This window comes from Cnuibacter sp. UC19_7 (genome assembly GCF_042699995.1).
GTDB lineage: Bacteria > Actinomycetota > Actinomycetes > Actinomycetales > Microbacteriaceae > Cnuibacter.
Map to the genome: position 1 here is coordinate 2,596,409 of NZ_CP170560.1, position 19,600 is coordinate 2,616,008.

At 72.0% G+C, this 19,600-nt stretch carries 20 protein-coding genes and 1 pseudogene; 11 read left to right on the top strand and 10 right to left on the bottom strand.

Annotated elements, in window-relative coordinates; all coding sequences use genetic code 11:
- The first annotated feature begins 89 nt into the window (after window positions 1-89).
- Window positions 90-350, top strand: coding sequence for a hypothetical protein (locus tag ACFJGV_RS12420; protein ID WP_378144255.1), 261 nt, complete (start codon window positions 90-92; stop codon window positions 348-350).
- Window positions 347-1,720 (top strand): APC family permease, encoded by a 1,374-nt coding sequence (locus ACFJGV_RS12425; protein ID WP_378144256.1) that lies wholly within the window; start codon window positions 347-349, stop codon window positions 1,718-1,720. Before ACFJGV_RS12420 ends, ACFJGV_RS12425 begins: the two co-directional genes overlap by 4 nt.
- Here the strand turns inward: ACFJGV_RS12425 and ACFJGV_RS12430 are convergent.
- Window positions 1,687-2,244, bottom strand: coding sequence for a hypothetical protein (locus ACFJGV_RS12430; RefSeq protein WP_378144257.1), 558 nt, complete (start codon window positions 2,242-2,244; stop codon window positions 1,687-1,689). The two genes, ACFJGV_RS12425 and ACFJGV_RS12430, sit on opposite strands and share 34 nt — an antisense overlap.
- Window positions 2,245-2,323: 79 nt before the next feature.
- On the opposite strand from ACFJGV_RS12430, the gene ACFJGV_RS12435 reads away from it, so the two are divergent.
- Entirely contained in the window at window positions 2,324-2,710 is a 387-nt protein-coding gene (locus ACFJGV_RS12435) for a TIGR03618 family F420-dependent PPOX class oxidoreductase (RefSeq protein ID WP_378144258.1), read from the top strand.
- Window positions 2,711-2,877: 167 nt separating this feature from the next.
- Here the strand turns inward: ACFJGV_RS12435 and ACFJGV_RS12440 are convergent, their stop codons facing one another.
- Window positions 2,878-3,345: a hypothetical protein gene (locus ACFJGV_RS12440; RefSeq protein WP_378144259.1), complete on the bottom strand. Its 468-nt coding sequence runs from the start codon at window positions 3,343-3,345 to the stop codon at window positions 2,878-2,880.
- Between the two features lie 215 nt (window positions 3,346-3,560).
- Here ACFJGV_RS12440 and ACFJGV_RS12445 point away from each other — a divergent pair, with 215 nt between their 5' ends.
- The 6 genes from ACFJGV_RS12445 (at window position 3,561) to ACFJGV_RS12470 (ending at window position 11,103) form a co-directional block, all read left to right on the top strand.
- Window positions 3,561-4,589 carry a LacI family DNA-binding transcriptional regulator gene (locus tag ACFJGV_RS12445; protein WP_378144260.1) on the top strand — a complete coding sequence of 343 codons (1,029 nt, stop codon included), beginning with the start codon at window positions 3,561-3,563 and terminating at the stop codon, window positions 4,587-4,589.
- 109 nt (window positions 4,590-4,698) lie between these two features.
- Window positions 4,699-5,982, top strand: a complete 1,284-nt coding sequence (locus ACFJGV_RS12450; protein WP_378144261.1) for an ABC transporter substrate-binding protein — start codon at window positions 4,699-4,701, stop codon at window positions 5,980-5,982.
- Between the two features lie 4 nt (window positions 5,983-5,986).
- The gene (locus ACFJGV_RS12455; protein ID WP_378144263.1) at window positions 5,987-6,946 is read left to right on the top strand and encodes a carbohydrate ABC transporter permease; all 960 of its coding nucleotides are present in this window, start codon (window positions 5,987-5,989) and stop codon (window positions 6,944-6,946) included.
- A gap of 98 nt (window positions 6,947-7,044) precedes the next feature.
- Complete coding sequence (locus ACFJGV_RS12460) at window positions 7,045-7,878, top strand: carbohydrate ABC transporter permease (protein ID WP_378148722.1); 834 nt, start codon at window positions 7,045-7,047, stop codon at window positions 7,876-7,878.
- A complete protein-coding gene (locus ACFJGV_RS12465; protein ID WP_378144264.1) occupies window positions 7,875-8,951 on the top strand; it encodes a glycosidase in 1,077 nt (358 codons plus the stop codon). The genes ACFJGV_RS12460 and ACFJGV_RS12465 overlap by 4 nt, the downstream gene beginning before the upstream one ends.
- 91 nt (window positions 8,952-9,042) lie before the next feature.
- Entirely contained in the window at window positions 9,043-11,103 is a 2,061-nt protein-coding gene (locus ACFJGV_RS12470) for a hypothetical protein (RefSeq protein ID WP_378144266.1), read from the top strand.
- A 163-nt stretch (window positions 11,104-11,266) separates the two neighbouring features.
- On the opposite strand, the gene ACFJGV_RS12475 is transcribed toward ACFJGV_RS12470, so the two are convergent.
- From ACFJGV_RS12475 to ACFJGV_RS12505, 7 genes and pseudogenes are all read right to left on the bottom strand, one after another.
- Entirely contained in the window at window positions 11,267-12,109 is an 843-nt protein-coding gene (locus ACFJGV_RS12475) for a siderophore-interacting protein (RefSeq protein WP_378144267.1), read from the bottom strand.
- Window positions 12,106-12,960, bottom strand: coding sequence for an ABC transporter ATP-binding protein (locus tag ACFJGV_RS12480; protein WP_378144268.1), 855 nt, complete (start codon window positions 12,958-12,960; stop codon window positions 12,106-12,108). The genes ACFJGV_RS12475 and ACFJGV_RS12480 overlap by 4 nt, the downstream gene beginning before the upstream one ends.
- Window positions 12,953-13,360, bottom strand: a complete 408-nt coding sequence (locus tag ACFJGV_RS12485) for an iron chelate uptake ABC transporter family permease subunit (protein ID WP_378144270.1) — start codon at window positions 13,358-13,360, stop codon at window positions 12,953-12,955. The genes ACFJGV_RS12480 and ACFJGV_RS12485 overlap by 8 nt, the downstream gene beginning before the upstream one ends.
- A gap of 79 nt (window positions 13,361-13,439) precedes the next feature.
- Window positions 13,440-13,958, bottom strand: a pseudogene (locus ACFJGV_RS12490) (FecCD family ABC transporter permease); the annotation flags it as partial.
- Between the two features lie 38 nt (window positions 13,959-13,996).
- Window positions 13,997-14,962 (bottom strand): FecCD family ABC transporter permease, encoded by a 966-nt coding sequence (locus tag ACFJGV_RS12495; protein WP_378144271.1) that lies wholly within the window; start codon window positions 14,960-14,962, stop codon window positions 13,997-13,999.
- Between the two features lie 143 nt (window positions 14,963-15,105).
- Complete coding sequence (locus ACFJGV_RS12500; RefSeq protein WP_378144273.1) at window positions 15,106-16,035, bottom strand: ABC transporter substrate-binding protein; 930 nt, start codon at window positions 16,033-16,035, stop codon at window positions 15,106-15,108.
- A 91-nt stretch (window positions 16,036-16,126) separates the two neighbouring features.
- Entirely contained in the window at window positions 16,127-16,651 is a 525-nt protein-coding gene (locus ACFJGV_RS12505) for a hypothetical protein (protein ID WP_378144274.1), read from the bottom strand.
- Window positions 16,652-16,842: 191 nt separating this feature from the next.
- Here ACFJGV_RS12505 and ACFJGV_RS12510 point away from each other — a divergent pair, with 191 nt between their 5' ends.
- Both ACFJGV_RS12510 and ACFJGV_RS12515 read left to right on the top strand, forming a co-directional pair.
- Window positions 16,843-18,315 (top strand): ATP-binding protein, encoded by a 1,473-nt coding sequence (locus ACFJGV_RS12510; RefSeq protein ID WP_378144275.1) that lies wholly within the window; start codon window positions 16,843-16,845, stop codon window positions 18,313-18,315.
- Window positions 18,312-18,983, top strand: a complete 672-nt coding sequence (locus ACFJGV_RS12515; RefSeq protein WP_378144277.1) for a response regulator transcription factor — start codon at window positions 18,312-18,314, stop codon at window positions 18,981-18,983. The genes ACFJGV_RS12510 and ACFJGV_RS12515 overlap by 4 nt, the downstream gene beginning before the upstream one ends.
- Before the next feature lie 60 nt (window positions 18,984-19,043).
- Here ACFJGV_RS12515 and ACFJGV_RS12520 read toward each other — a convergent pair whose 3' ends face one another.
- A complete protein-coding gene (locus ACFJGV_RS12520) occupies window positions 19,044-19,574 on the bottom strand; it encodes a hypothetical protein (RefSeq protein WP_378144278.1) in 531 nt (176 codons plus the stop codon).
- Window positions 19,575-19,600 lie beyond the last annotated feature (26 nt).

A 19,600-nucleotide genomic window follows, 5' to 3' on the forward strand; every position in this document is an offset into this window, starting at 1 on the left:
CGGCGTACTCCGAATCGTGGCGCCTGACCAGCCCCTCGGGGCTTCGTCACCCTGCTCCTACCGTGAGACCGAACACGAGGAGGCTTCAGATGGAACTGGGGACATGGGGGAGCTACCGGCTCCCCGAGCAGCTGCGGGCCGCCTACGGCGTCGACACCGCCCAGGCGCTGGCCGACCAGCTCGGCGCGAAGGACACCCCGCTCACCCCCGAGCTGATCGCCGAGGCGGAGGCGGCCTTCCGCGCCTACCGCTCGGGTGACACCGCGACCGGGCGCCGGTTCCTCGTCGACCGCCTCGGCGTCGATGGGCAGCGCGCGGACGACGCGCTCGCGAAGCTGCCCAGACTGTGAGCGCCGATACCCGCCACGAGACCGCGTCGCCGTCCGGTGCATCCGACTCGAAGCTCAAGAAGGGCATCACGGGCCCGCTGCTGTTCCTGTTCATCCTCGGGGATGTGCTGGGCGCGGGCATCTACGCCCTCATGGGTGTGCTGGCCGGCCAGGTCGGAGGCGCGCTCTGGGCGCCGCTCGCGGCGGCGCTCCTGCTCGCCCTCCTGACCGCCGGGTCGTACGCCGAGCTGGTGACGAAGTACCCCAAGGCGGGTGGTGCGGCCGTCTTCGCCGAGCGGGCCTTCAAGACGCCGGTGATCTCGTTCCTCGTCGGATTCTCGATGCTCGCGGCCGGGGTGACGAGCGCCGCCGGGCTCGCGCTCGCCTTCGCGGGGGAGTACCTGCAGACCTTCCTCCCCGTTCCGTCGATCCCCGCGGCGATGGTCTTCCTCGTGCTCGTCGCCGCGCTCAACGCCCGCGGGATCTCGGAGTCGGTGAAGAGCAACGTGGTCATGACCGTCGTCGAGGTGTCGGGCCTCGTCATCGTCGTGGTGGTCGTCGGCCTCATGCTCGGCGGGGGAGGCGGCGACGTCTCGCGCGTGGGGCAGTTCCCGGCGGACGTGTCGCCCGCGCTCGCGATCCTCGGCGGAGCGATCGTGGCCTACTACTCGTTCGTCGGCTTCGAGACCTCGGCCAACGTCGCCGAGGAGGTCAAGGATCCGTCGCGCGTCTACCCGCGAGCGCTCTTCGGCGCGCTCCTGGCCGCGGGTGTGGTGTACATCCTCGTCGGGCTGGCCTCGTCGATCGCCCTCTCGGCGGATGAGCTCTCGTCGTCGTCGGGGCCGCTCCTCGCCGTGGTCGCCGCCTCCGGCGTGCCGATCCCGGCGTGGCTGTTCAGCGCGATCGCCCTCGTCGCCGTGGCGAACGGCGCGCTGCTGACGATGATCATGTCGAGCCGTGTGACGTACGGGATGGCGGAGCAGGGTCTGCTGCCGTCGGTGCTCGGCCGGGTGCTGCCGCGCCGGCGCACGCCGTGGGTCGCGATCGTCGTCACCACCGCGGTGGCGATGCTGCTGACGCTCATCGGCGACCTCGAGACCCTCGCGTCGGCCGTCGTGCTGCTGCTGCTGTTCGTGTTCATCAGCACGAACGTGGCCGTGCTGGTGCTGCGTCGCGACAGGGTCGAGCACAAGCACTTCCGGGTCTGGACGCCGATCCCCATCCTGGGCGTCGCCTCGTGCATCCTGCTGCTCACCCAGCAGGAGCCGCTGGTGTGGGCGTACGGCGGCGGCTTCGTCGTGCTCGGGCTCATCCTGTACGGGATCGCGCGCGTCGCGCGCCGGGCGGGCCGTGCAGATCACGACGGCGGCGCGGGTGGTGCCGGGTTGTAGGTGTAGCTCACCGCGGGCCCCCAGGCTGTGGTCGACGTCTCGACCCAGACCATGTAGAGCGGACTGTCGAATCGGATGCCCTTCTCGAGCGTGGCATCGGTTCGGGTCGTCTCGACGAAGCCGGCGTGCTCGAGCGAGTCGCGCACGGCGGCGAGCGCGACGTCGGGATCGTCGATGCGGATCTCCGCCGACCACGACGACGACTCCGCGGTGGTGTACGACGACGCCGTGAGGATCGGCCCCTCGATCAGCGGCAGATCCTCCGGGAAGCCCATGGGCAGGCAGCCGACGGCGCTCGCGTAGACCGATCCGTCGGCATACGCCCTGAGGGCCTGATTGCAGGCTGGTGGCGCTCGAGTCTCTCCCGGCGCCAGCGGGGTGAAGACACTCAGAGCGCCGGTGACCATCGGGAGCACGAAGACGGCGACGATGACCAGCGGCACCACCGTGGTGAGCACGGGCACACCGATCCAGAGCGCCGTGAGCCACGACCAGCGCCGCCTCGGGGGCGGGAGGATCGACATGAAACGAGGATAGCTCAGTCTTGGGTAGAGTGTGGGGACCGTAGAGCCGGGGAGCGAATCCGTCCGCTAGCGTCGGAGGATGCGCGAACTGACCGAGGAGGGCCGGGCGTTCCTCGAGGCCTACCACCTGGCGACGCTGTCGACCATGGCTCCGTGGGGCGGCATCCACGTCGTCGCGGTCGGCTTCACCCTGGGCGACGACGGGATCGTGCGGATCATCACGAACGGCGGCTCGCAGAAGGTCCGCAACATCCTCCGCGACCCGACGGCGACGGTGGCGCAGGTCGAGAAGGCGCGCTGGCTCTCCATCCAGGGGATCGGATCGGTGCACGACGACCCGGACGAGGTGGCGACCGCCGTCGAGCTCTACTCCCGCCGCTACCGCGAGCCGCGCCCCAACCCGCAGCGCGTCGCCCTCCACCTCCGTCCCACCCGCATCCTCGCCAGCTCGGGCCTGCTCGTCTGAGCCGCTCGAGCGCCCGAGTCGGGTTCGCGGAGCCGTGCTGCCTCGCGGATCTGTGCTGCCTCGCGGATCTGTGCTGCCTCGCGGAGTTGTGCTGCCTCGCGGAGCTGTGCTGCTTCGCGGAGCTGGCACTCGTGGCGGCTTCGCGTCGCTCTGGGGCACCACGAGTGTCAGATCCGCCGCCGCTGCGCCTCGCCGGCGGCGCGCGCGGCCGCGAGGCTGGTGGGGATGTGGCCGGCGGCGAGCACCACGGCGGCTGCCGCGATCCATGGGTCGCCCAGCCAGGCGGCGGTGACGAGGAAGGCGGCCACGGGGAGGAGGGCCATCGGCACGGGCACTCCCCAGACCGGGCGGTAGAGGTCGGCGCCGTCGCGACCCCGTAGGAGGTAGCGTCCCCAGAGCGCGTAGTAGCCGGCGAGCGCTGCGGCGACCGCGGCCGCCCACCACCACACGATCGTGCCCGTCTCGGTGATCGCGGGGACGACCAGGCAGAGCGCCTGTCCCGCGCGCTCGAGCCAGCCGAGCGGGCGCGGCACCGGCGCCTTCGGCAGGGGCGCCCGCGGCGGGAACGCCACGAGCAGCAGGTTGGGTGCGAGGACGGCGACCCCCACCAGCAGCCCGAGCGGCGAGAACCCCATCCGGGCAGCGTACTGGGAGCGGGCAGCCGCGGGCCGAGTGCACCCGGAAAGCGCGGATCGCGCCGCCGTGAAAGCGCTCTTTCCGGGTGTGCTCGGAGAGGTGGGCGGGATCCGGGGTGTTGCGGACGTCACCCGATCGGGGTACGGTCTCGTCTAAACCGGTTCAGCTAAACCGGTTCAGGTGCACACGCGATGAGGCGAGAGGCGGGACCACGATGGAGCGGAAGCCGACCATCATCGACGTCGCCCAGCGCGCGGGGGTGAGCAAGGGGCTCGTCAGCTTCGCGCTCAACGGCCGCCCAGGGGTAGCCCCGGAGACGCGCGACCGCATCCTGCAGGCCGCCGATGAGCTCGGGTTCCGCCCGAGCATCGCCGCTCGATCGCTGTCGACTCGCACGTCGTACGCGCTCGGACTCGTGGTGGCCCGCGACCCGGATGTGATCGCCGCCGACCCGTTCTTCCCCTCGTTCATCTCGGGTGTGGAGCGGGTGCTCGCGGCACGCGGGCGCGCCCTCGTGCTCAGCGTCGTCACCGACGACGCGGCCGAGGCGGAGGCGTACCGGGCGATGGCCGCCGACGGCCGAGTCGACGGCGTGTTCCTCACCGACCTCCGCGCCGACGACGAGCGCCCCCGGCTTCTCGCCGAGCTCGGGCTACCGGCGGTCACCCTGGGCCGCGTGCCGGGTGACGGCAGCCGGCTCCCCGCCGTCGTGCTCGACGACACCCCGGGCATCACCGAGGCCGTTCACCACCTCGTCGGGCTCGGCCACCGCCGCATCGCGCACGTCGCCGGTCCGAGCCGACTCCTGCACGCCCAGCGTCGCCGTCAGGCGTTCGAAGACGCGCTGGCCGAGCACGGCCTGGCGCCCGCGCGCATCCTCGAGACCGACTTCTCGGCGCGCGAGGGCGCCAACGCCACCTCGACGCTCCTGGCCGACCTGTCGGACGTGCGGGTCACCGCGATCGTGTACGCCAACGACCCGATGGCCATCGCCGGGCTCGGGGTCGCGCAGCAGAACGGATTCCGGCTGCCCGACGACCTCTCGATCACCGGATTCGACGACTCCGAGATCGCCGACTACGTCTACCCCTCGCTCACCTCGGCCCGCACCCGCCCCAGCCAGTGGGGGCAGGAGGCCGCCCGCACCCTGCTCGACCTCGTCGAGCACGGGAGCGCATCCGACGTCGACCTGCCGCCTGCCGGCCTGGTCGTCCGCGCCTCGACCGCGCCACCGCGGTCGTGACACCCCGCGGAGACGCCGAACGCGCTCCGCAGAACGAACAACGCAGCACCGAACCGAACATCGAGCACGACGCAACGAAGGAGACACCGTGAACCCCTCGAAGAAGAGGATGAGGACCCGCGCCCTGACCGGCCTCGGGATCGCCGCAATCGCCGCCCTGGGACTGACCGCCTGCGGGGGCGGCGGGGGCGCATCCGACGACCTGAGCGCCAAGGGCCCCATCACGATCTGGTACTCGAACAACGAGCAGGAGGTCACCTGGGGCAAGGCCATGGTCGACGCCTGGAACAAGGCGAACCCCGACCAGCAGATCACCGGACAGGAGATCCCCGCGGGCAAGAGCAGCGAGGAGGTCATCGGCGCCGCGATCACCGCGGGCAACGCCCCCTGCCTGGTCTTCAACACCGCCCCGAGCGCGGTCGGACAGTTCGAGAAGCAGGGCGGCCTCGTCGACCTGTCGAGCTTCCCCGACGGCGCGAGCTACATCGAGGCGCGCTCGGGTGACCTCGCGCAGCAGTACAAGAACCCCGAGGGCGATTACTACCAGATGCCGTGGAAGAGCAACCCGGTGCAGATCTTCTACAACAAGGATCTCTTCGCCGCGGCCGGTCTCGACCCCGACAACCCGAAGCTGTCGACGTACGACGACTTCCTCGCCACCTCGAAGGCCCTCGTCGCCTCGGGCGTCTCGCAGTACGCGATCTGGCCCGCTCCGACGAGCGAGTTCTTCCAGACCCAGTTCGACTTCATGCCGCTCTACGCGGCGGCCACCGGCGGCACCGGCCTCGTCGAGGACGGCAAGGCGACCTTCAACGACGACGCCGGCTACGCCGTCGCCGACTTCTGGAAGAGCCTCTACGACCAGAACCTCGCCGGCCGCGAGCAGTACCAGGGCGACGCGTTCGCCGACGGCAAGGCGGCCATGTCGATCGTCGGCCCCTGGGCCGTGTCGGTGTACGACAAGGTGAACTGGGGATCCGTCCCGATCCCGACCCCGAACGGCACCTCGGCCGACGACACCTGGACGTTCAGCGACGCGAAGAACGTCGGACTCTTCACCGCCTGCCAGAACAAGGGCACCGCGTGGGATGTGTTGAAGTTCGCGACCAGCGAGGAGCAGGACGGCCAGCTCCTCGAGACCACGGGCCAGATGCCGCTGCGCCAGGACCTCGAGACCACGTACGCCGACTACTTCTCGGCCAACCCCGCGTACCAGGCATTCGGCGCCCAGGCGGCCCGCACCATCGAGGTGCCGAGCGGTCCGAACACCGTGCAGATGCTGCAGACCCTCCGCGACGCGTGGAGCAAGTCCGTGATCTTCGGCGAGGGCGACCCGAAGCAGGCGCTCGACGACGCCGCGCAGAAGATCACCGACCTGGCGGGCCAGAAGTGACGTCATGACGACACTCGCCCCCACTCCGGAGGCCTCGTCGCGCGACAGCGGCGAGGCCCCCGGGCCCCGCGCCAAGCGGAGCCTGCTCCGGCGCATCCTGGGGAAGCAGCCCCTCGGACTGCTGTTCAGCGCGCCCTACATCGTCTTCGTGATCGCGATCTTCGCGTTCCCGGTCGTCTACTCGGTCTGGATCTCGTTCCACGACTTCTTCTTCGCCGCACCCGGCGCGAAGGTCGACCGGCCCTTCGTCGGATTCGACAACTACGTCACGGCCTTCACCAACCCGGCCGTCATCCGCTCGTTCGGCAACATCCTCGTCTTCCTCGTCATCAACGTGCCGCTGACGGTGATCCTGGCGATGCTGCTCGCGATCGCCCTCGACAAGGTGGTGCACCTGCGCACCTTCCTGCGGGTCAGCTTCTACGTGCCCTACGTCACCGCGTCCGTCGCGGTCGTCGCGGTGTGGCTGTTCCTCTTCAACGGCAACGGCCTGGTCAACACGATCCTCGGCCCGCTGGCGCCGGATCCGACGTGGCTCATCAACGACAAGCTCGCCATGCCGGTCATCGCTCTCTATGTGACGTGGAAGCAGCTCGGGTTCTACATCCTGCTGTACCTCGCCGCGCTGCAGAACGTGCCGCGTGAGCTCTACGAGTCGGCCGCGACCGACGGCGCGGGGCGCATCCGCCAGTTCTTCTCGGTCACCGTGCCGAGCGTGCGGCCCGCGACCGTGCTGGTGCTGCTCGTGTCGACCGTCACCGGGGCGAACCTCTTCACCGAGCCGTACCTCCTCACCGGAGGCGGTGGACCGAACGGCGCCTCCGCCTCGCCGGTGCTGCTCATGTACCAGCTCGGCATCCAGCAGGGTCAGCCCGACGTGGCCAGCGCGATCGGCGTCGTGCTCGTCATCCTGGTGCTGATCGTCGCCTGGCTCCAGAACCGATTCGCAGGGGAGCGTGACTGATGACCGCCATGGATACCGCCGCCTCGGCTCCGGCGTCGGAGCCCTCGAAGGCCGCGCCCGCCCCCACCGTGCCTCGTCGCCGACGCGCACCCGACGGGATGTCGCGAGGAGCGATCATCCTGCGCGGGATCGTGCTCGGCGTCGGCGCCGTCGTGTTCCTGTTCCCCTTCTACTACATGATCGTCGGGTCGCTGCAGACGGATCCGGACCCCACCATCGCGGGCGCCATCCCGAACCCGTCGAACATGACGCTCGAGAACTACACGAACGTCAACGACCGCATCGACCTGTGGACGAGCCTCATCAACTCGGGCATCTTCACCGGCGGGGTGCTGCTCGGCACGATCGTGTTCGGGGTGCTCGCCGGCTACGCGATGGCGATGCTGGAGTGGCGCGGGCAGAAGGCGACCTTCGCGCTCGCGGTGCTGGTGCAGGTGATCCCGTTCCAGCTGCTGCAGATCCCGCTCTACGTGCTCATCGCGCGCGACTACGGCCTCAGCGACAACTACCTGGGGATGATCCTGCCGTTCCTCATCAACTCGACGGCGACGGTCATCTTCCGGCAGTACTTCCTTCAGCTGCCGAAGGAGCTGTTCGAAGCCGCCAGGATCGACGGCGCGGGCGAGTTCCGCCTGCTGTGGAGCGTCGGGCTGCCGCTCGTGCGTCCCGCCCTCGTGACGGGTGTGCTGCTGACCTTCATCGGCCCGTGGAACGAGTTCCTCTGGCCGTTCCTCATCACGAAGGATGCGGCGAAGCAGCCGCTCGCGGTGTCGCTCGCCAACTACATCTCCAACGTCGCCGCGTCGACCGACAACCCGTTCGGCGCGATCCTCGCGGGAGCCGTCGTGCTCGCCGCCCCCGTCGTGGTGCTGTTCATCGTGTTCCAGCGCTACTTCGTCTCGACCGACCTCGGATCCGGAGTGAAAGGATGACCATGCCCACCGAGACCACCACCGTCCCCTACCGCCTCGAGCGTGTCGGAGTCGTGATGGAGCCCGTGCCCGGCGACGAGCTGGAGGCCGAGGGCGTGCTGAACCCCGCCTCCGGCCGCGGCCCGGATGGCGAGCTGTACCTCCTGCCGCGGCTTGTCGCGGCCGGGAACGTGTCGCGGGTGGGACTCGCCCGCGTCATCGTGTCCGACGACGGCGTGCCCGTCGGGGTGTCACGCGAAGGCGTCGTGCTGGCGCCCGATCGCGGATGGGAGCGGGGCGCGCACAACGCGGGCGTCGAGGATCCGCGGGTCACCTTCATCCCGGATCTCGGGCTGCACGTGATGACCTACGTCGCCTACGGGCCGCTCGGGCCGCGCACCGCCGTGGCGATCTCGCGCGACCTGCGCTCGTGGGAGCGGTTGGGGCCCGTGTCGTTCGCCTACGACGACGCGCTCGACATGGACCTCAACCTGTTCCACAACAAGGACACGGTGTTCTTCCCGGAGCCCGTCTCCGCCCCCGACGGGACCCGCTCGTACGCGGTGCTCCACCGGCCCATGTGGGACCTCGGCGAGACCAAGCCCGGTGAGGGCGTGCGCCTCCCCGTAGGCCAGCCCGACGAGCGGCAGAGCATCTGGATCAGCTACGTGCCGGTCTCCGAGGTGGAGCGCGACATCTCGAACCTCACGCGCTGGACGCGGCACCGGTTCCTCGCCGGCCCGGAGTTCCCGTTCGAGGCCGTGAAGATCGGCGGCGGTCCGGCGCCCCTGCGGGTGCCGGAGGGTTGGCTGCTGCTCCACCACGGGGTGACCGGGACCATCGACAGCGCGTTCTCGCAGCAGCAGAACGTGAACTACGCGGCCGGCGCCATCCTGCTCGACGCCGACGACCCGTCGCGCGTGATCGCCCGCACCTCCGAGCCGCTGCTCTCGGCGGAGACCGAGGAGGAGCGCAGCGGCATCGTGCCGAACGTGGTCTTCCCCACCGCGATCGAGGAGATCGCGGGCACGCACTACGTCTTCTACGGCATGGCCGACTCGAAGATCGGCGCCGCCCGCCTCCTCCACACGTAACCCCATCCGGGGTTTGTCCACCTTTCCGTCGTCTTTCGCGTGATTAGCGACGGAAAGGTGGACAAAGCCCGCTGAACGAAGGGAGTGCTCGATGACGAGCACCGTCCGCCGCGGGATCGCCGCGGCCACCGCCACCGCGCTCGTCGCGGGAGGCCTCGCCCTCGGAGCCGGGGGAGGGGTCGCGCTCGCCTCGCCTGCGGGCTCCAGCCCCGCGCCCCTCGCCAACACCGCCCACCTCGACTTCCTGCTCGACACGCCCACCCTCGCCGAGGTGCCGGGACACACGACGTACGAGCTCGCCGAGCATCCGACCGTCACCGTGCCGTGGACCTACGCGGATGCGCGAGACGGCGGCGCCTTCGAACGGGTCGGCGGCGGCCCCCTCGACCCCGCCACGGGCGACTACGCCCAGGGCGCCTTCAACTCCGACGACGTGGCTCGTGCCGCGGTGGTCTACCTGCGCGACTGGCAGCAGACCGGGTCGGATGCCGCCCGCGAGCACGCCTACGAGGTGCTGCGCGGTCTGGCCTACTTCCAGACCGACTCGGGGCCGGATGCGGGCAACGTGATCCTCTGGATGCAGCCCGGCGGCGAGCTCAACCCGAGCGCCGAGCCCGTCGAGCTGCCCGACCCGAGCGACTCGGGCGACAGCTACTGGCTGGCGCGCACGATCTGGGCCTACGGCGAGGGCTACGCGGCGTTCCGCGACAGCGATCCCGAGTTCGCCTCGTTCCTGCAGGAGCGGTTGCAGCTCGCGATCGGCGCGGTCGACCGGGAGGTGCTGTCGCAGTACGGCTCGACCCTCGTCGCCGACGGCGTGAGCGTGCCGGCGTGGCTCATCGCCGACGGGGCGGATGCGACGGCCGAGGCGCTGCTCGGACTCTCCGCCTACCTCGAGACCGGTGTCGACGACGCGGGCGTGCGCGACTCGACCCGCAAGCTCGCCGAGGGTGTCGAGGCGATGGCCCGCACCACCTCCGACGGCGACACGACCCAGTGGCCCTACGGCGCCGCGCTGCCGTGGACGCAGTCGCGTTCGATGTGGCACGCCTGGTCGTCGCAGATGCCGACGGCTCTCGTGCGCTCGTCGGAGGCGCTGGGCGACGACTCGCTCGCCGAGCCGGTCGTGGTCGAGGGCGGTGGCTTCGCCTCGCTGCTCCTCGCCTCGGGCGGACCGGACAACGGCTGGTACCCGTCGCCCACCGAGCGGGTGCAGATCGCGTACGGGGCCGACTCGCGGCTGCAGGCCTCGCTGGCGCTGGCGGACGCGACGGGCTCGTCGCTCTACACCGACCTCGCCGGGCTGCAGGGCGCTTGGTTCTTCGGGTTCAACCCCGCGGGGGAGCCGATGTACGACCCGGCCACCGGCGTGACCTACGACGGCATCCAGCCCGACGGCAGCATCAACCGCAACTCGGGTGCGGAGTCGACCATCCACGGGCTCCTCTCGGCGCTCGCGCTGGACGCGCATCCCTCGGTCGCCGCTCGCGCCACCTCGGTGACCACCGCGGGCGACCGCGCGGGCATCTCGTTCGTGCAGGCCGAGGACGTCGTCTCCGGCGACGGCGTGAGCGTCGTGACGCCCGAGTCGACCTGGACGGGCGAGTCGAGCTGGAACGGCGGGTACGCGCAGATCGTCGCCGGCACCTGCGCCACGGCCTCGATCGGCCGGGGCGACGATCACCAGGACCGCATCGTCGAGCCGGTCTCGTGGCAGGTCGAGGACGGGACGGCGCCCGCGCCGGTCTCCACCTGGACCGCGCGAAACCGCGACCTCGGCACCCTCGTCGGATCGGTGGGGCCGAAGGGCGTCACCGAGGCGAGCGGCGCGCTGCTGCCGCAGCGCCTCGACGGCACGCTCACGTGGAACTCGGCCGAGCTCGGGCTGTGCGTGCAGGAGGCCGACCTGCAGCTCGACGGGTTCCTCGTCCGACCGGAGGTGGTGAGCGTCTCTGCGTCGGGTGACGGGTCGACGGCGCTGTACTACAACTCCGGATCCGACGCCGAGCGCGTGAAGGTGAAGCCGGGCGACGGCGCCGACCAGGTGCTGCGGATCTACGCCGCCGACGGCACCCTCCTCGACGAGCACGACCTCCGCCACACGGAGATCCCGACCCTCCAGGCGGGTCAGATCCTGGTCGTCGCCGGCTGACCCCGTCGAGCACCGTCGCTTCGACACCGGATTCGGCACAGCCCCCGCGTATATCGAGGGACTCTGCCGGATCCGGTGTCGAAGCGACGCGGTCCGTCGCTGGCGGCTGACGAGCCTCGGCGCAGCCGCAGCCGCAGCCTCAGCCGCAGCCTCAGCCGCGGCCTCAGCCGACCAAGGGGCCGCCCTCGCGCCAGTAGCCCAGGAAGGAGAGGCACTCGCGGGGGAGGCCGGCCTCGCGGACCAGCAGGCGGCGGCACGCCGTCACCACGCCCGACTCGCCCGCCAGCCACGCGGCACCGAGATCCGCCGAGGCGTGCGCCCGCACCGCGGACTCCGTCTCGCCGCGGCGCACGATCCGCACCTCGACCCCATCCGGAACCCGGCGGCCCGGGTCGGCGAGGGCAGCGTCGTCCGCCGGGTCTCCGATCTCCACGATCGCCACCCCTGCGGCCTCCGGCGGCAGCGAGGCGAGGATGTTGCGCACGGCGGGCAGCGCCGTCTCGTCGCCCACGAGGAGGACGGGGCCGGCGGCGGGCGGAGTCCAATGGATGCCGTAGCCCGTCCAGCCGTGGCGCGCATCCGGACCCGTGATCACCAGCTCGTCACCCTCCCGCGCCGCACGCGCCCACATCGAGGCGGGGCCCTCGGGGGAGTGCAGATACACATCGACGTCGATCTCGCGGGCGTCGGGGCGGATGGCGGCGGGCGTGTAGGTGCGGAGCACGTTGCGCCCGCCCGCGGGCAGGTTCTTCCAGCGGGTGTACCAGTGCGACGGATGCGGTGTCGGCTCGTCGAGGAGACCGAAATCGCCGAGGCCGCCGCCCGGCATCGGCAGCACGATCTTGATGCGCTGATCCACTCCCCACGGCGCGAAGTGCTCGAGCGAGTCGCCCGCCAGGGTGAGCCGCAGGAACTGCGGGGAGAGCATCCGCCGCGCGCCCACCCTCACGGGAAACGCGCTGTACTCCCACGGCCGCGCCGCGACGGCGCTCGTGCCCGCGGTCATGCGCCCGCCCCGACCACACGAGCCCCGCCGCGCACGGGCACCACCAGCGGCCCGCCGGTGACGGGGTCGTCGATGACGACGTTCGGCAGTCCGTAGACCTCCTCGACGCGCTCGGTCGTGATCACCTCGCGCGGCGAGCCCTGGGCGACGATGCGGCCGTCGCGCATCGCGACGATGTGGTCGGCGTACCGCGCGGCGTGGTTGAGGTCGTGCAGCACCGCGACGATCGTGCGGCCCCGCGCGTTGAGGTCGGCGAACAGCTCCATGAGCTCGACCTGGTGGGCGATGTCGAGGTAGGTGGTCGGCTCGTCGAGCAGCAGGAGGTCGGTCTGCTGCGCGAGCACCATCGCCACCCACACCCGCTGGCGCTGCCCGCCCGAGAGGGCGTCGACGGGGCGCGCGGACAGCTCGGTGGTCCCGGTCGCCTCGAGCGCCTCGCGCACGGCGACCTCGTCGGCGTTCGACCACTGGCGCAGCAGCGACTGGTGCGGATAGCGTCCGCGGGCGACGAGGTCGGCGACGGTGATCCCGTCGGGGGCGAGGGCCGACTGCGGCAGGAGGCCCAGCCGGCGGGCCACCTCCTTGGCGGGGTGGGCGGAGATGGTTCGTCCGTCGAGCACGACCCGTCCGGACGTCGGGGCGAGCAGCCGTGACAGCGCTCGCAGGAGGGTGGACTTGCCGCACGCGTTGGGGCCGATGATCACGGTGAACGAGCCGGGTGGTACCGCGACGGAGAGTTCGGAGACGACCGGCGCGTCGCCGTAGCCGAGGGTGACGCCCTCGGCGACGAGGCGGGACGCGGAGCCCGAGCCGGACGGGCCGGGGCCGGCGGATGCGGATGCTTCAGACACGATGGCGGATCTCCGAGACGATCATGACGACGAGGTACAGCCCGCCCACCGACACGGTGACGACGCCGACGGGCAGGGGGACGGGCAGCAGGTGCTGCGCCACCAGATCGGACGCGAGCAGCAGCAGCGCGCCCACCACGGCGGAGAGTGCGAGCGACAGCGTCGGCGACCCGGCGAGGCGTCGCGCGATCTGCGGCGCCGCCAGCGCGACGAACGCCACCGGCCCCGCGATCGCGGTGGTCGCGGCGACGAGCACGACTCCGACGAGGAGCGCCAGCGCGCGCACGAGCGAGGGCCGCACACCGCTCGCCGCGGCCATGTCGTCGCCCAGCTCGATCTGCCGCAGTGCCGGGACGAGCGCGAACGCCGCCATGGCGAACGGCGCGGCGCACGCGAGCACGCCGGCGAGCGCATCCCCCCGTCACGCCGTTGAGCGAGCCCTGCCCCCAGCTGGACGCGAACATCGCGGTGTCCAGCTCGATCTGCAGCAGCATCCAGGTGTTGAGCGAGGCGAGCATCGCCGAGACGCCGATCCCGACGACGATCAGCCTGAACCCCTGCACCCCGCCGCGGGAGGAGAGCAACCAGATCACGGCGGATGCGGCCAGGCAGCCGACGAGGGCGCCCACGGCCCGGGCTGGCCAGGAGGCCGAGACGAGCACGAGGGTGACGAGCATCCCGGTGAAGGCTCCGTTGGACAGGCCGAGGATGTCCGGGCTCGCGAGCGGATTGCGTGTCACCGTCTGGAAGAGCGCACCCGCGATGGCGAGGAGCGCCCCGATCGAGACCGCGGCGAGGGTGCGGGGGAGGCGCCAGCCCACGACGACCGTGGTGTCCATCGCGTCGCCCGATCCGACCAGCGCCCGGATCACCGCGTCGGGCGCCACCGTGTACGTGCCCCACCCCAGCGAGAGCACGGCGAGGAAGACCACCGCGGCCAGGGTGGCCGCGCCCACCACCACGCTGCGGGTGCGCAGCGGGATGCGGACCGGGCCCATCCGCAGCTGCACCCTCCGGTATCCGACGTCGAGGTCCGTCACAGGGCACTCGCTCTCCGCCGCCGGGCCAGCACGATCAGCACGGGCGCGCCCACGAACGCGGTGACGATCCCGGCGGGCACCTCCGCCGGGGCGATGATGACGCGACCCAGCACATCCGACAGCAGCACCACGACGGGCGCGGCGAGGGCGCTGAGGGGGAGGATGCGGCGCTGGTCGGGTCCGACGATCCAGCGCACCACGTGGGGCACCATGAGTCCGACGAACGAGAGCGGCCCCACGAGCGCCGTGGCCGCGCCGGCGAGGAGGGTCACCGCGGCGATCGACGCCACGCGGACTGCTCCGACAGGGATGCCCTGGGCGCGCGCGAGGTCGTCGCCGAGCGCGAGTGAGTTGAGCGCGCGGCCGAGCACGAACGCGATGATCAGGCCGACGACGATGAAGGGCACGACCGGGAGCACGACGTCGAGGGTCCGCCCGAGCAGCGAGCCGGCGTTCCAGCCGCGCATCGAGTCGAAGGCGTCGGGGTCGCTCAGCATCATCCCCGACGTGATACCCGAGAGCACCGCGCCGACGGCGACGCCGGCGAGGGTGAGGCGGAGGGGGTCTGCCGGGCCGCGCCCCGACGACCCCACGACGGCGACGGCGATCGTCACCACGAGCGCGCCGAGGAAGGCGGGCCAGACGAGGAGCAGCGGCGACTGCACACCCACGAGGGTGACCGTGAGCGCCACGGCGAACGCGGCGCCCGCGTTGACACCGAGGATGCCGGGGTCGGCGAGCGGATTGCGCGAGAACGACTGCATGAGGGCGCCGGCCACGCCGAGCGCGCTTCCCGCGACGATGCCGGCGACCGTGCGCGGCAGGCGCAACCCGAGCACGATGTAGTCGGAGTCGGGGGTGCCCGCGCCGCGGAGGCTGTCCCAGACGGTCGACCACGGCAGCGGGTTGGCGCCGATCATGAGGGAGAGCGCGATCGCGACGGCGAGGACCGCCGTGAGCACGAGGGCTCCGGCGGCGGTCCTGCCGAGTCGCGCTCCGGCGGGGCGGGAGCGGGAACCCTCAGGCCCGGATGGCGTGGGCCCGGGTCGCGGATCCCCGGGTCGCGGGGCATCCGCTCCCGGGCGTCGGGCGGTCGCCTCCGCGGTCATCGACCCGACTTCAGGAAGTCCTCGATGTCATCCAGCACGGACTGCGCGCCCTTCGGCCCGACCCCGGCGACCCAGGTGCTCGAGTCGACCAGTGTCACGGTGGGGAAGGAGGCGGCGTTCTGCGTGATCGCGGTGGGCATGGTGGAGGGGTCGTCGACCTTCGAGGTGGTCACGAAGACGGCGTCGGCGGCGGCTGAGGTGATGTTCTCGGGCGAGATGTCGGCCTGCAGTCCGTCGGCCCAGTCGTGGTCGGGGATCGTGTAGCCGACGCACTCGAGGAGGCTGCCGGCGAACGACACCGGCCCGTAGAGGCTGAGCGTCGTCTCGTCGCGCGGGCGGATCATCTCCGCCGTCTTCCCGGCGAGGTCGTGCGAGCTCTTGAGCTCGTCGCAGCGGGTGTCGACGGCGGTGACGGCTGCCTTCACATCGTCGGCGCGTCCGAGGGCGTCGCCGATCAGCTCGGCGTTGTCGCGCCACGGATCGGCCTGGGTCGCGATGAACACGGTCGGGGCGATGGCGCTGAGCTGGTCGTAGAGCCCGGAGTGGCGCGACTCGGTGCCGAGGATGAGGTCGGGCTTGAGAGCGGCGATGGCCTCGAGGTCGGGTTCGCTCACAGTGCCGACCGGTTCGACGCCCTCCACGCCGAGGTACCCGGGCACCCCGGTGGTGGTGTTCGCCACGGCCGCGCCGACGGGCGTGATCCCCGCGGCGACCGCGGTGTCGAGCTCGAGCGGCTCGAGCGTGACGACCCGCTGCGGCGAGTCGGGGACCGCCGTGGTGCCGCGGGCGTGGGCCACCTCGTGGGTCGCTGCGCCCGTCGAGGCCGGCTCCGCATCCGCCTGCGCCGAGCATCCGGACAGCGCGATGGCCGCGCCGAGGACGGCAGCGGCGAGGGTGAGGCGACGACGGGGAGAACGCGCGGGCATGACGGGACGGCCTTTCGACGGGCGGAGAGGTTAGGTAAGGGTTACCTTATCCAATCTCCGACGCACCGGTCGAGTCGAGGCGTCCGGGGGGTCAGCCGCCGAGGCCGCAGGTCTGGATGGTCCAGGCGATGAAGGCCCGGTAGTCGGGGTCGGACGCGGCGTTGCGGATCGCGTCGGACTCGAGGAACCTCGGGTCGAGCCCTACGTCCGACACGAGGCTGTCGGAGGGGAACTGCGCCAGGATGCTGAGGTCCTCCACGGCCGAGGCCTCGAAGACCTGGGCTCCCGCGGCCACCTCGGCGCTCACGCCCTGGAGGGGGAGGAGCGCGCGGATCGCGTCGAGCTGTCCGTTGACGGCCTCGATGTCCTCGCCCACCGTGCCCGCCTTGGCGGCAGCGGCGGCGCTGTTGGCCTTGCAGAAGGCCGTGTAGTCGCCCGCGGCGGTGGTGTTCGGTGCTGCAGTGGCGGCGCTCGGCGTCGGGGTGGGCGCGGCCGTCCCTGCGGGGGATGCGGCGCTCTGGTCGGAGGAGGGGGACGAGCATCCGGCCAGGATCGCCGCGGCGATCACCGCGCCGCTCCAGGCGAGGGCAAGGGCGCTGGGTCGAGTCGATGTCACGGGTGGGGTCCTCCTCGGTGGTCGATGTCGATCAGCAATCCATGATGTCGCACCCGCCTCGTGCCCGAGGAACTCGCAGCGCGCATCCGCACTGCGGCCCGCGGCCCGCCGTCGCCGTCGCCGTCGCCGCATGAGAGGACTCTCATCGGCCGGACGGGCCGGGGTGTGAGCACCCACCGCATAATGAGCAGATGGCGGTGCGTCTCTCGGTGCGGGTGCGCATCCTGGCGACACTCCTCGTCGTGACCGGGCTCGGGATGGTCGTGGCCGGCTCCACCGCGTACCTCGTGCAGCGCGATCGGGTGCTGTCGAGCGTCGATGAGCGGCTCGCGGCCCTGGCGTCGGATGCCTCGGGCGCGGCCGCCGAGGCGGCGGGCGGCGATCTCGACGACGTGCTCAGCGCGATCGTGCAGCGGGTGCGTCCGGGGTCGAACGAGTCGACGCTCGGCATAGTCGACGGGCAGGCGGCGCTCTCGCCGGGCGGCACGGTCGACTTCCGGCTCGACGGTGAGGGCGGGCTGATCCGCCGTGCGGTGACCGAGGCCTCGGCGGGCGAGGTGGTGCGCGGCACGGACGCCACACCCGACGGTCGCTCGCTGCGCTACGTCGCCGTCCCCGTCACGGTGGCGGGCGACTCGCGCCAGGGCCTCTTCCTCGCCGTCGTCGACCTCCGGGCGCAGCTCGCACCGTTGACGGATGCGTTCCTCACCTACGCGGTGATCGCCGCGGCCGCGCTGCTGGTCGTCGCGGTGGTGGGGTGGTTCGTCGCCGGGCGGCTGCTGCGCCCCATCCGCTCGCTCACCGCCGCTGCGACGCGGATCAGCGCCACCGACGTGTCGGAGCGCATCCCGGTGCGGGGAGAGGACGACATCTCGCAGCTCACCGCGACCGTCAACGGCATGCTCGACCGCCTCGACGGCGCCCTCACCGCGCAGCGTCGCCTCCTCGACGACGTCGGGCACGAGCTCAAGACGCCGCTCACGATCGTGCGCGGGCACCTCGAGCTGATGGATCCGGCCGACCGCGCCGACGTCGTCGCCACCCGCGACCTCGCCGTCGACGAGCTCGACCGGATGAACGGCCTCGTCGCCGACATCACCACCCTCGCCGACACCGGTCGCTCGACGGCCCTGACGATCACCGAGGTCGACGTTTCCGAGCTGACCCGCGGCATCCAGGTGAAGGCGTCGGCGCTCGCGGATCGCGACTGGGAGCTCGAGGCCGTCGCCGACGGCCGGGCGCGCCTCGACGCCGACCGCGTCACCCAGGCGATGCTGCAGCTCGCGACCAACGCCGCCCATCACGGGGCGACCGGGGCGGGCGACCGCATCCGCCTCGGCAGCCGGTGGGAGGAGTCGGGGCGCACGCTCCGGTTCTGGGTGCACGACGACGGGGTGGGGATCCCGATCGAGGCGCAGGACCGGATCTTCGAGCGCTTCCAGCGCGGGACGCCGGGCGGGAGTCGTGGGCCCGCGGGGTCGGGGCTCGGGTTGGCGATCGTCGCGCGCATCGCTCAGGCGCACGGTGGCGAGGTGTCGGTGGAGTCGAGGCCCGGCGAGGGGACGACGTTCTCCCTCCGGCTGCCCGCATCCTCATCGTCTTCACCGCCGGCGAAGTCATCAGTGCCGCGGGTGCAGTCGCCGTCGGAGAGGGGACGAGCATGACCGAGATCCTGATCGCCGAGGACGAGGCCCGCATCGCCTCGTTCGTCGAGAAGGGCCTGACGGCGGCCGGGTTCGCGGTGACGGTGGTGGCGACCGGGACGGATGCGCTCGAGCAGCTGAGCAGCCGCGACTACGACCTCGCGGTGCTCGACATCGGGCTGCCCGGCCTCGACGGCCTCGAGGTGATGCGCCTCCTGAGGGCCCGCGGATCGCGGACGCCGGTCATCATCCTCACCGCGCGGTCGTCGGTGGAGGACGTGCTCGCCAGCCTCGAGGGCGGCGCCAACGACTACATGGCGAAGCCGTTCCGGTTCGACGAGCTGCTGGCGCGCATCCGGCTCAGGCTCGCCGACGCCTCGTCCGCGTCGGCCGCCGCCACGGCCGCGACCGTGCTCGAGAGCGGCGGGATCCGCCTCGACCTGCGCACCCGGCGGGCCGACGTCGACGGGCGGACGGTCGACCTCTCGGCGCGCGAGTTCGCGCTGGCGGAGGAGTTCCTGCGCCATCCCGGACAGCTGTTGAGCCGGGAGCAGCTGCTCAGCCGGGTGTGGGGGTACGACTTCGATCCGGGATCGAACGTCGTGGACGTGTACGTCGGCTACCTGCGGCAGAAGCTCGGCGCCGCGCGCATCGAGACGGTGAGAGGGATGGGGTACCGGCTGGTGTGAGCCGGCGCCCCCTCCCTCTCGGTGGTCGGCTCGGGTCAGGTCGTGTCGGGTGAGCTGGACTCAGCGGTGGTCGGGGCCGTCGTCCGAGCCGCCGCCGTGGTGGCCGTGGTCTTCGGTTCCGTCGTCCGAACCGTGGCCGGAGCCGCCGCGGTCGTCGGAGTCGTCGTCACGTCCGCCGTGGCGCCCGGCGCCGGGGTTGTCGTCCGGATGCGGGTTGTCGTCGACCCCGGGTGCCGGCGCGGGCGCGACCGGCGGCGCCGGCGCGACGGGCGGGATCGGCGGAGCGGGGACGGGTGCCGGCGCGTTCGGGTCGGGCGCGGGCGGGGTGGGTGCGTTGGGGTCGGGCGTGGGCGGCCCGGGGACGGGCGTGGGCGGCGTCGACGGGTCGACCGTGGGCGTCGGGGCGGGCGTGGCGGTCGAGTCGTCGGAGCCGGGGCGGTCGCCGCCGTGGTCGTCGACGACGATCGACGGCGCGGGGCTCGGGGTCGGGGTGCTCGCCGCGCTCGCGGCGGCGACCCCGCCGGCGAGGAGTGCGGCGGACGCGACGATCCCGGAGACGATCGCGACGCGACGGATGCGGGGTGCGGGCATGGATTCCTCCTGCTGTCTCTGCCGCG

Excerpts from the sequence above, each read along its gene's own strand:
- ACFJGV_RS12420 (WP_378144255.1), top strand. The coding sequence starts at position 90 with ATGGAACTGGGGACATGGGGGAGCTACCGGCTCCCCGAGCAGCTGCGG.
- ACFJGV_RS12430 (WP_378144257.1), bottom strand. The coding sequence starts at position 2,244 with ATGTCGATCCTCCCGCCCCCGAGGCGGCGCTGGTCGTGGCTCACGGCG.
- ACFJGV_RS12435 (WP_378144258.1), top strand. The coding sequence starts at position 2,324 with ATGCGCGAACTGACCGAGGAGGGCCGGGCGTTCCTCGAGGCCTACCAC.
- ACFJGV_RS12440 (WP_378144259.1), bottom strand. The coding sequence starts at position 3,345 with ATGGGGTTCTCGCCGCTCGGGCTGCTGGTGGGGGTCGCCGTCCTCGCA.
- ACFJGV_RS12445 (WP_378144260.1), top strand. The coding sequence starts at position 3,561 with ATGGAGCGGAAGCCGACCATCATCGACGTCGCCCAGCGCGCGGGGGTG.
- ACFJGV_RS12450 (WP_378144261.1), top strand. The coding sequence starts at position 4,699 with ATGAGGACCCGCGCCCTGACCGGCCTCGGGATCGCCGCAATCGCCGCC.
- ACFJGV_RS12455 (WP_378144263.1), top strand. The coding sequence starts at position 5,987 with ATGACGACACTCGCCCCCACTCCGGAGGCCTCGTCGCGCGACAGCGGC.
- ACFJGV_RS12460 (WP_378148722.1), top strand. The coding sequence starts at position 7,045 with ATGTCGCGAGGAGCGATCATCCTGCGCGGGATCGTGCTCGGCGTCGGC.
- ACFJGV_RS12465 (WP_378144264.1), top strand. The coding sequence starts at position 7,875 with ATGACCATGCCCACCGAGACCACCACCGTCCCCTACCGCCTCGAGCGT.
- ACFJGV_RS12470 (WP_378144266.1), top strand. The coding sequence starts at position 9,043 with ATGACGAGCACCGTCCGCCGCGGGATCGCCGCGGCCACCGCCACCGCG.
- ACFJGV_RS12475 (WP_378144267.1), bottom strand. The coding sequence starts at position 12,109 with ATGACCGCGGGCACGAGCGCCGTCGCGGCGCGGCCGTGGGAGTACAGC.
- ACFJGV_RS12500 (WP_378144273.1), bottom strand. The coding sequence starts at position 16,035 with ATGCCCGCGCGTTCTCCCCGTCGTCGCCTCACCCTCGCCGCTGCCGTC.
- ACFJGV_RS12510 (WP_378144275.1), top strand. The coding sequence starts at position 16,843 with ATGGCGGTGCGTCTCTCGGTGCGGGTGCGCATCCTGGCGACACTCCTC.
- ACFJGV_RS12515 (WP_378144277.1), top strand. The coding sequence starts at position 18,312 with ATGACCGAGATCCTGATCGCCGAGGACGAGGCCCGCATCGCCTCGTTC.
- ACFJGV_RS12520 (WP_378144278.1), bottom strand. The coding sequence starts at position 19,574 with ATGCCCGCACCCCGCATCCGTCGCGTCGCGATCGTCTCCGGGATCGTC.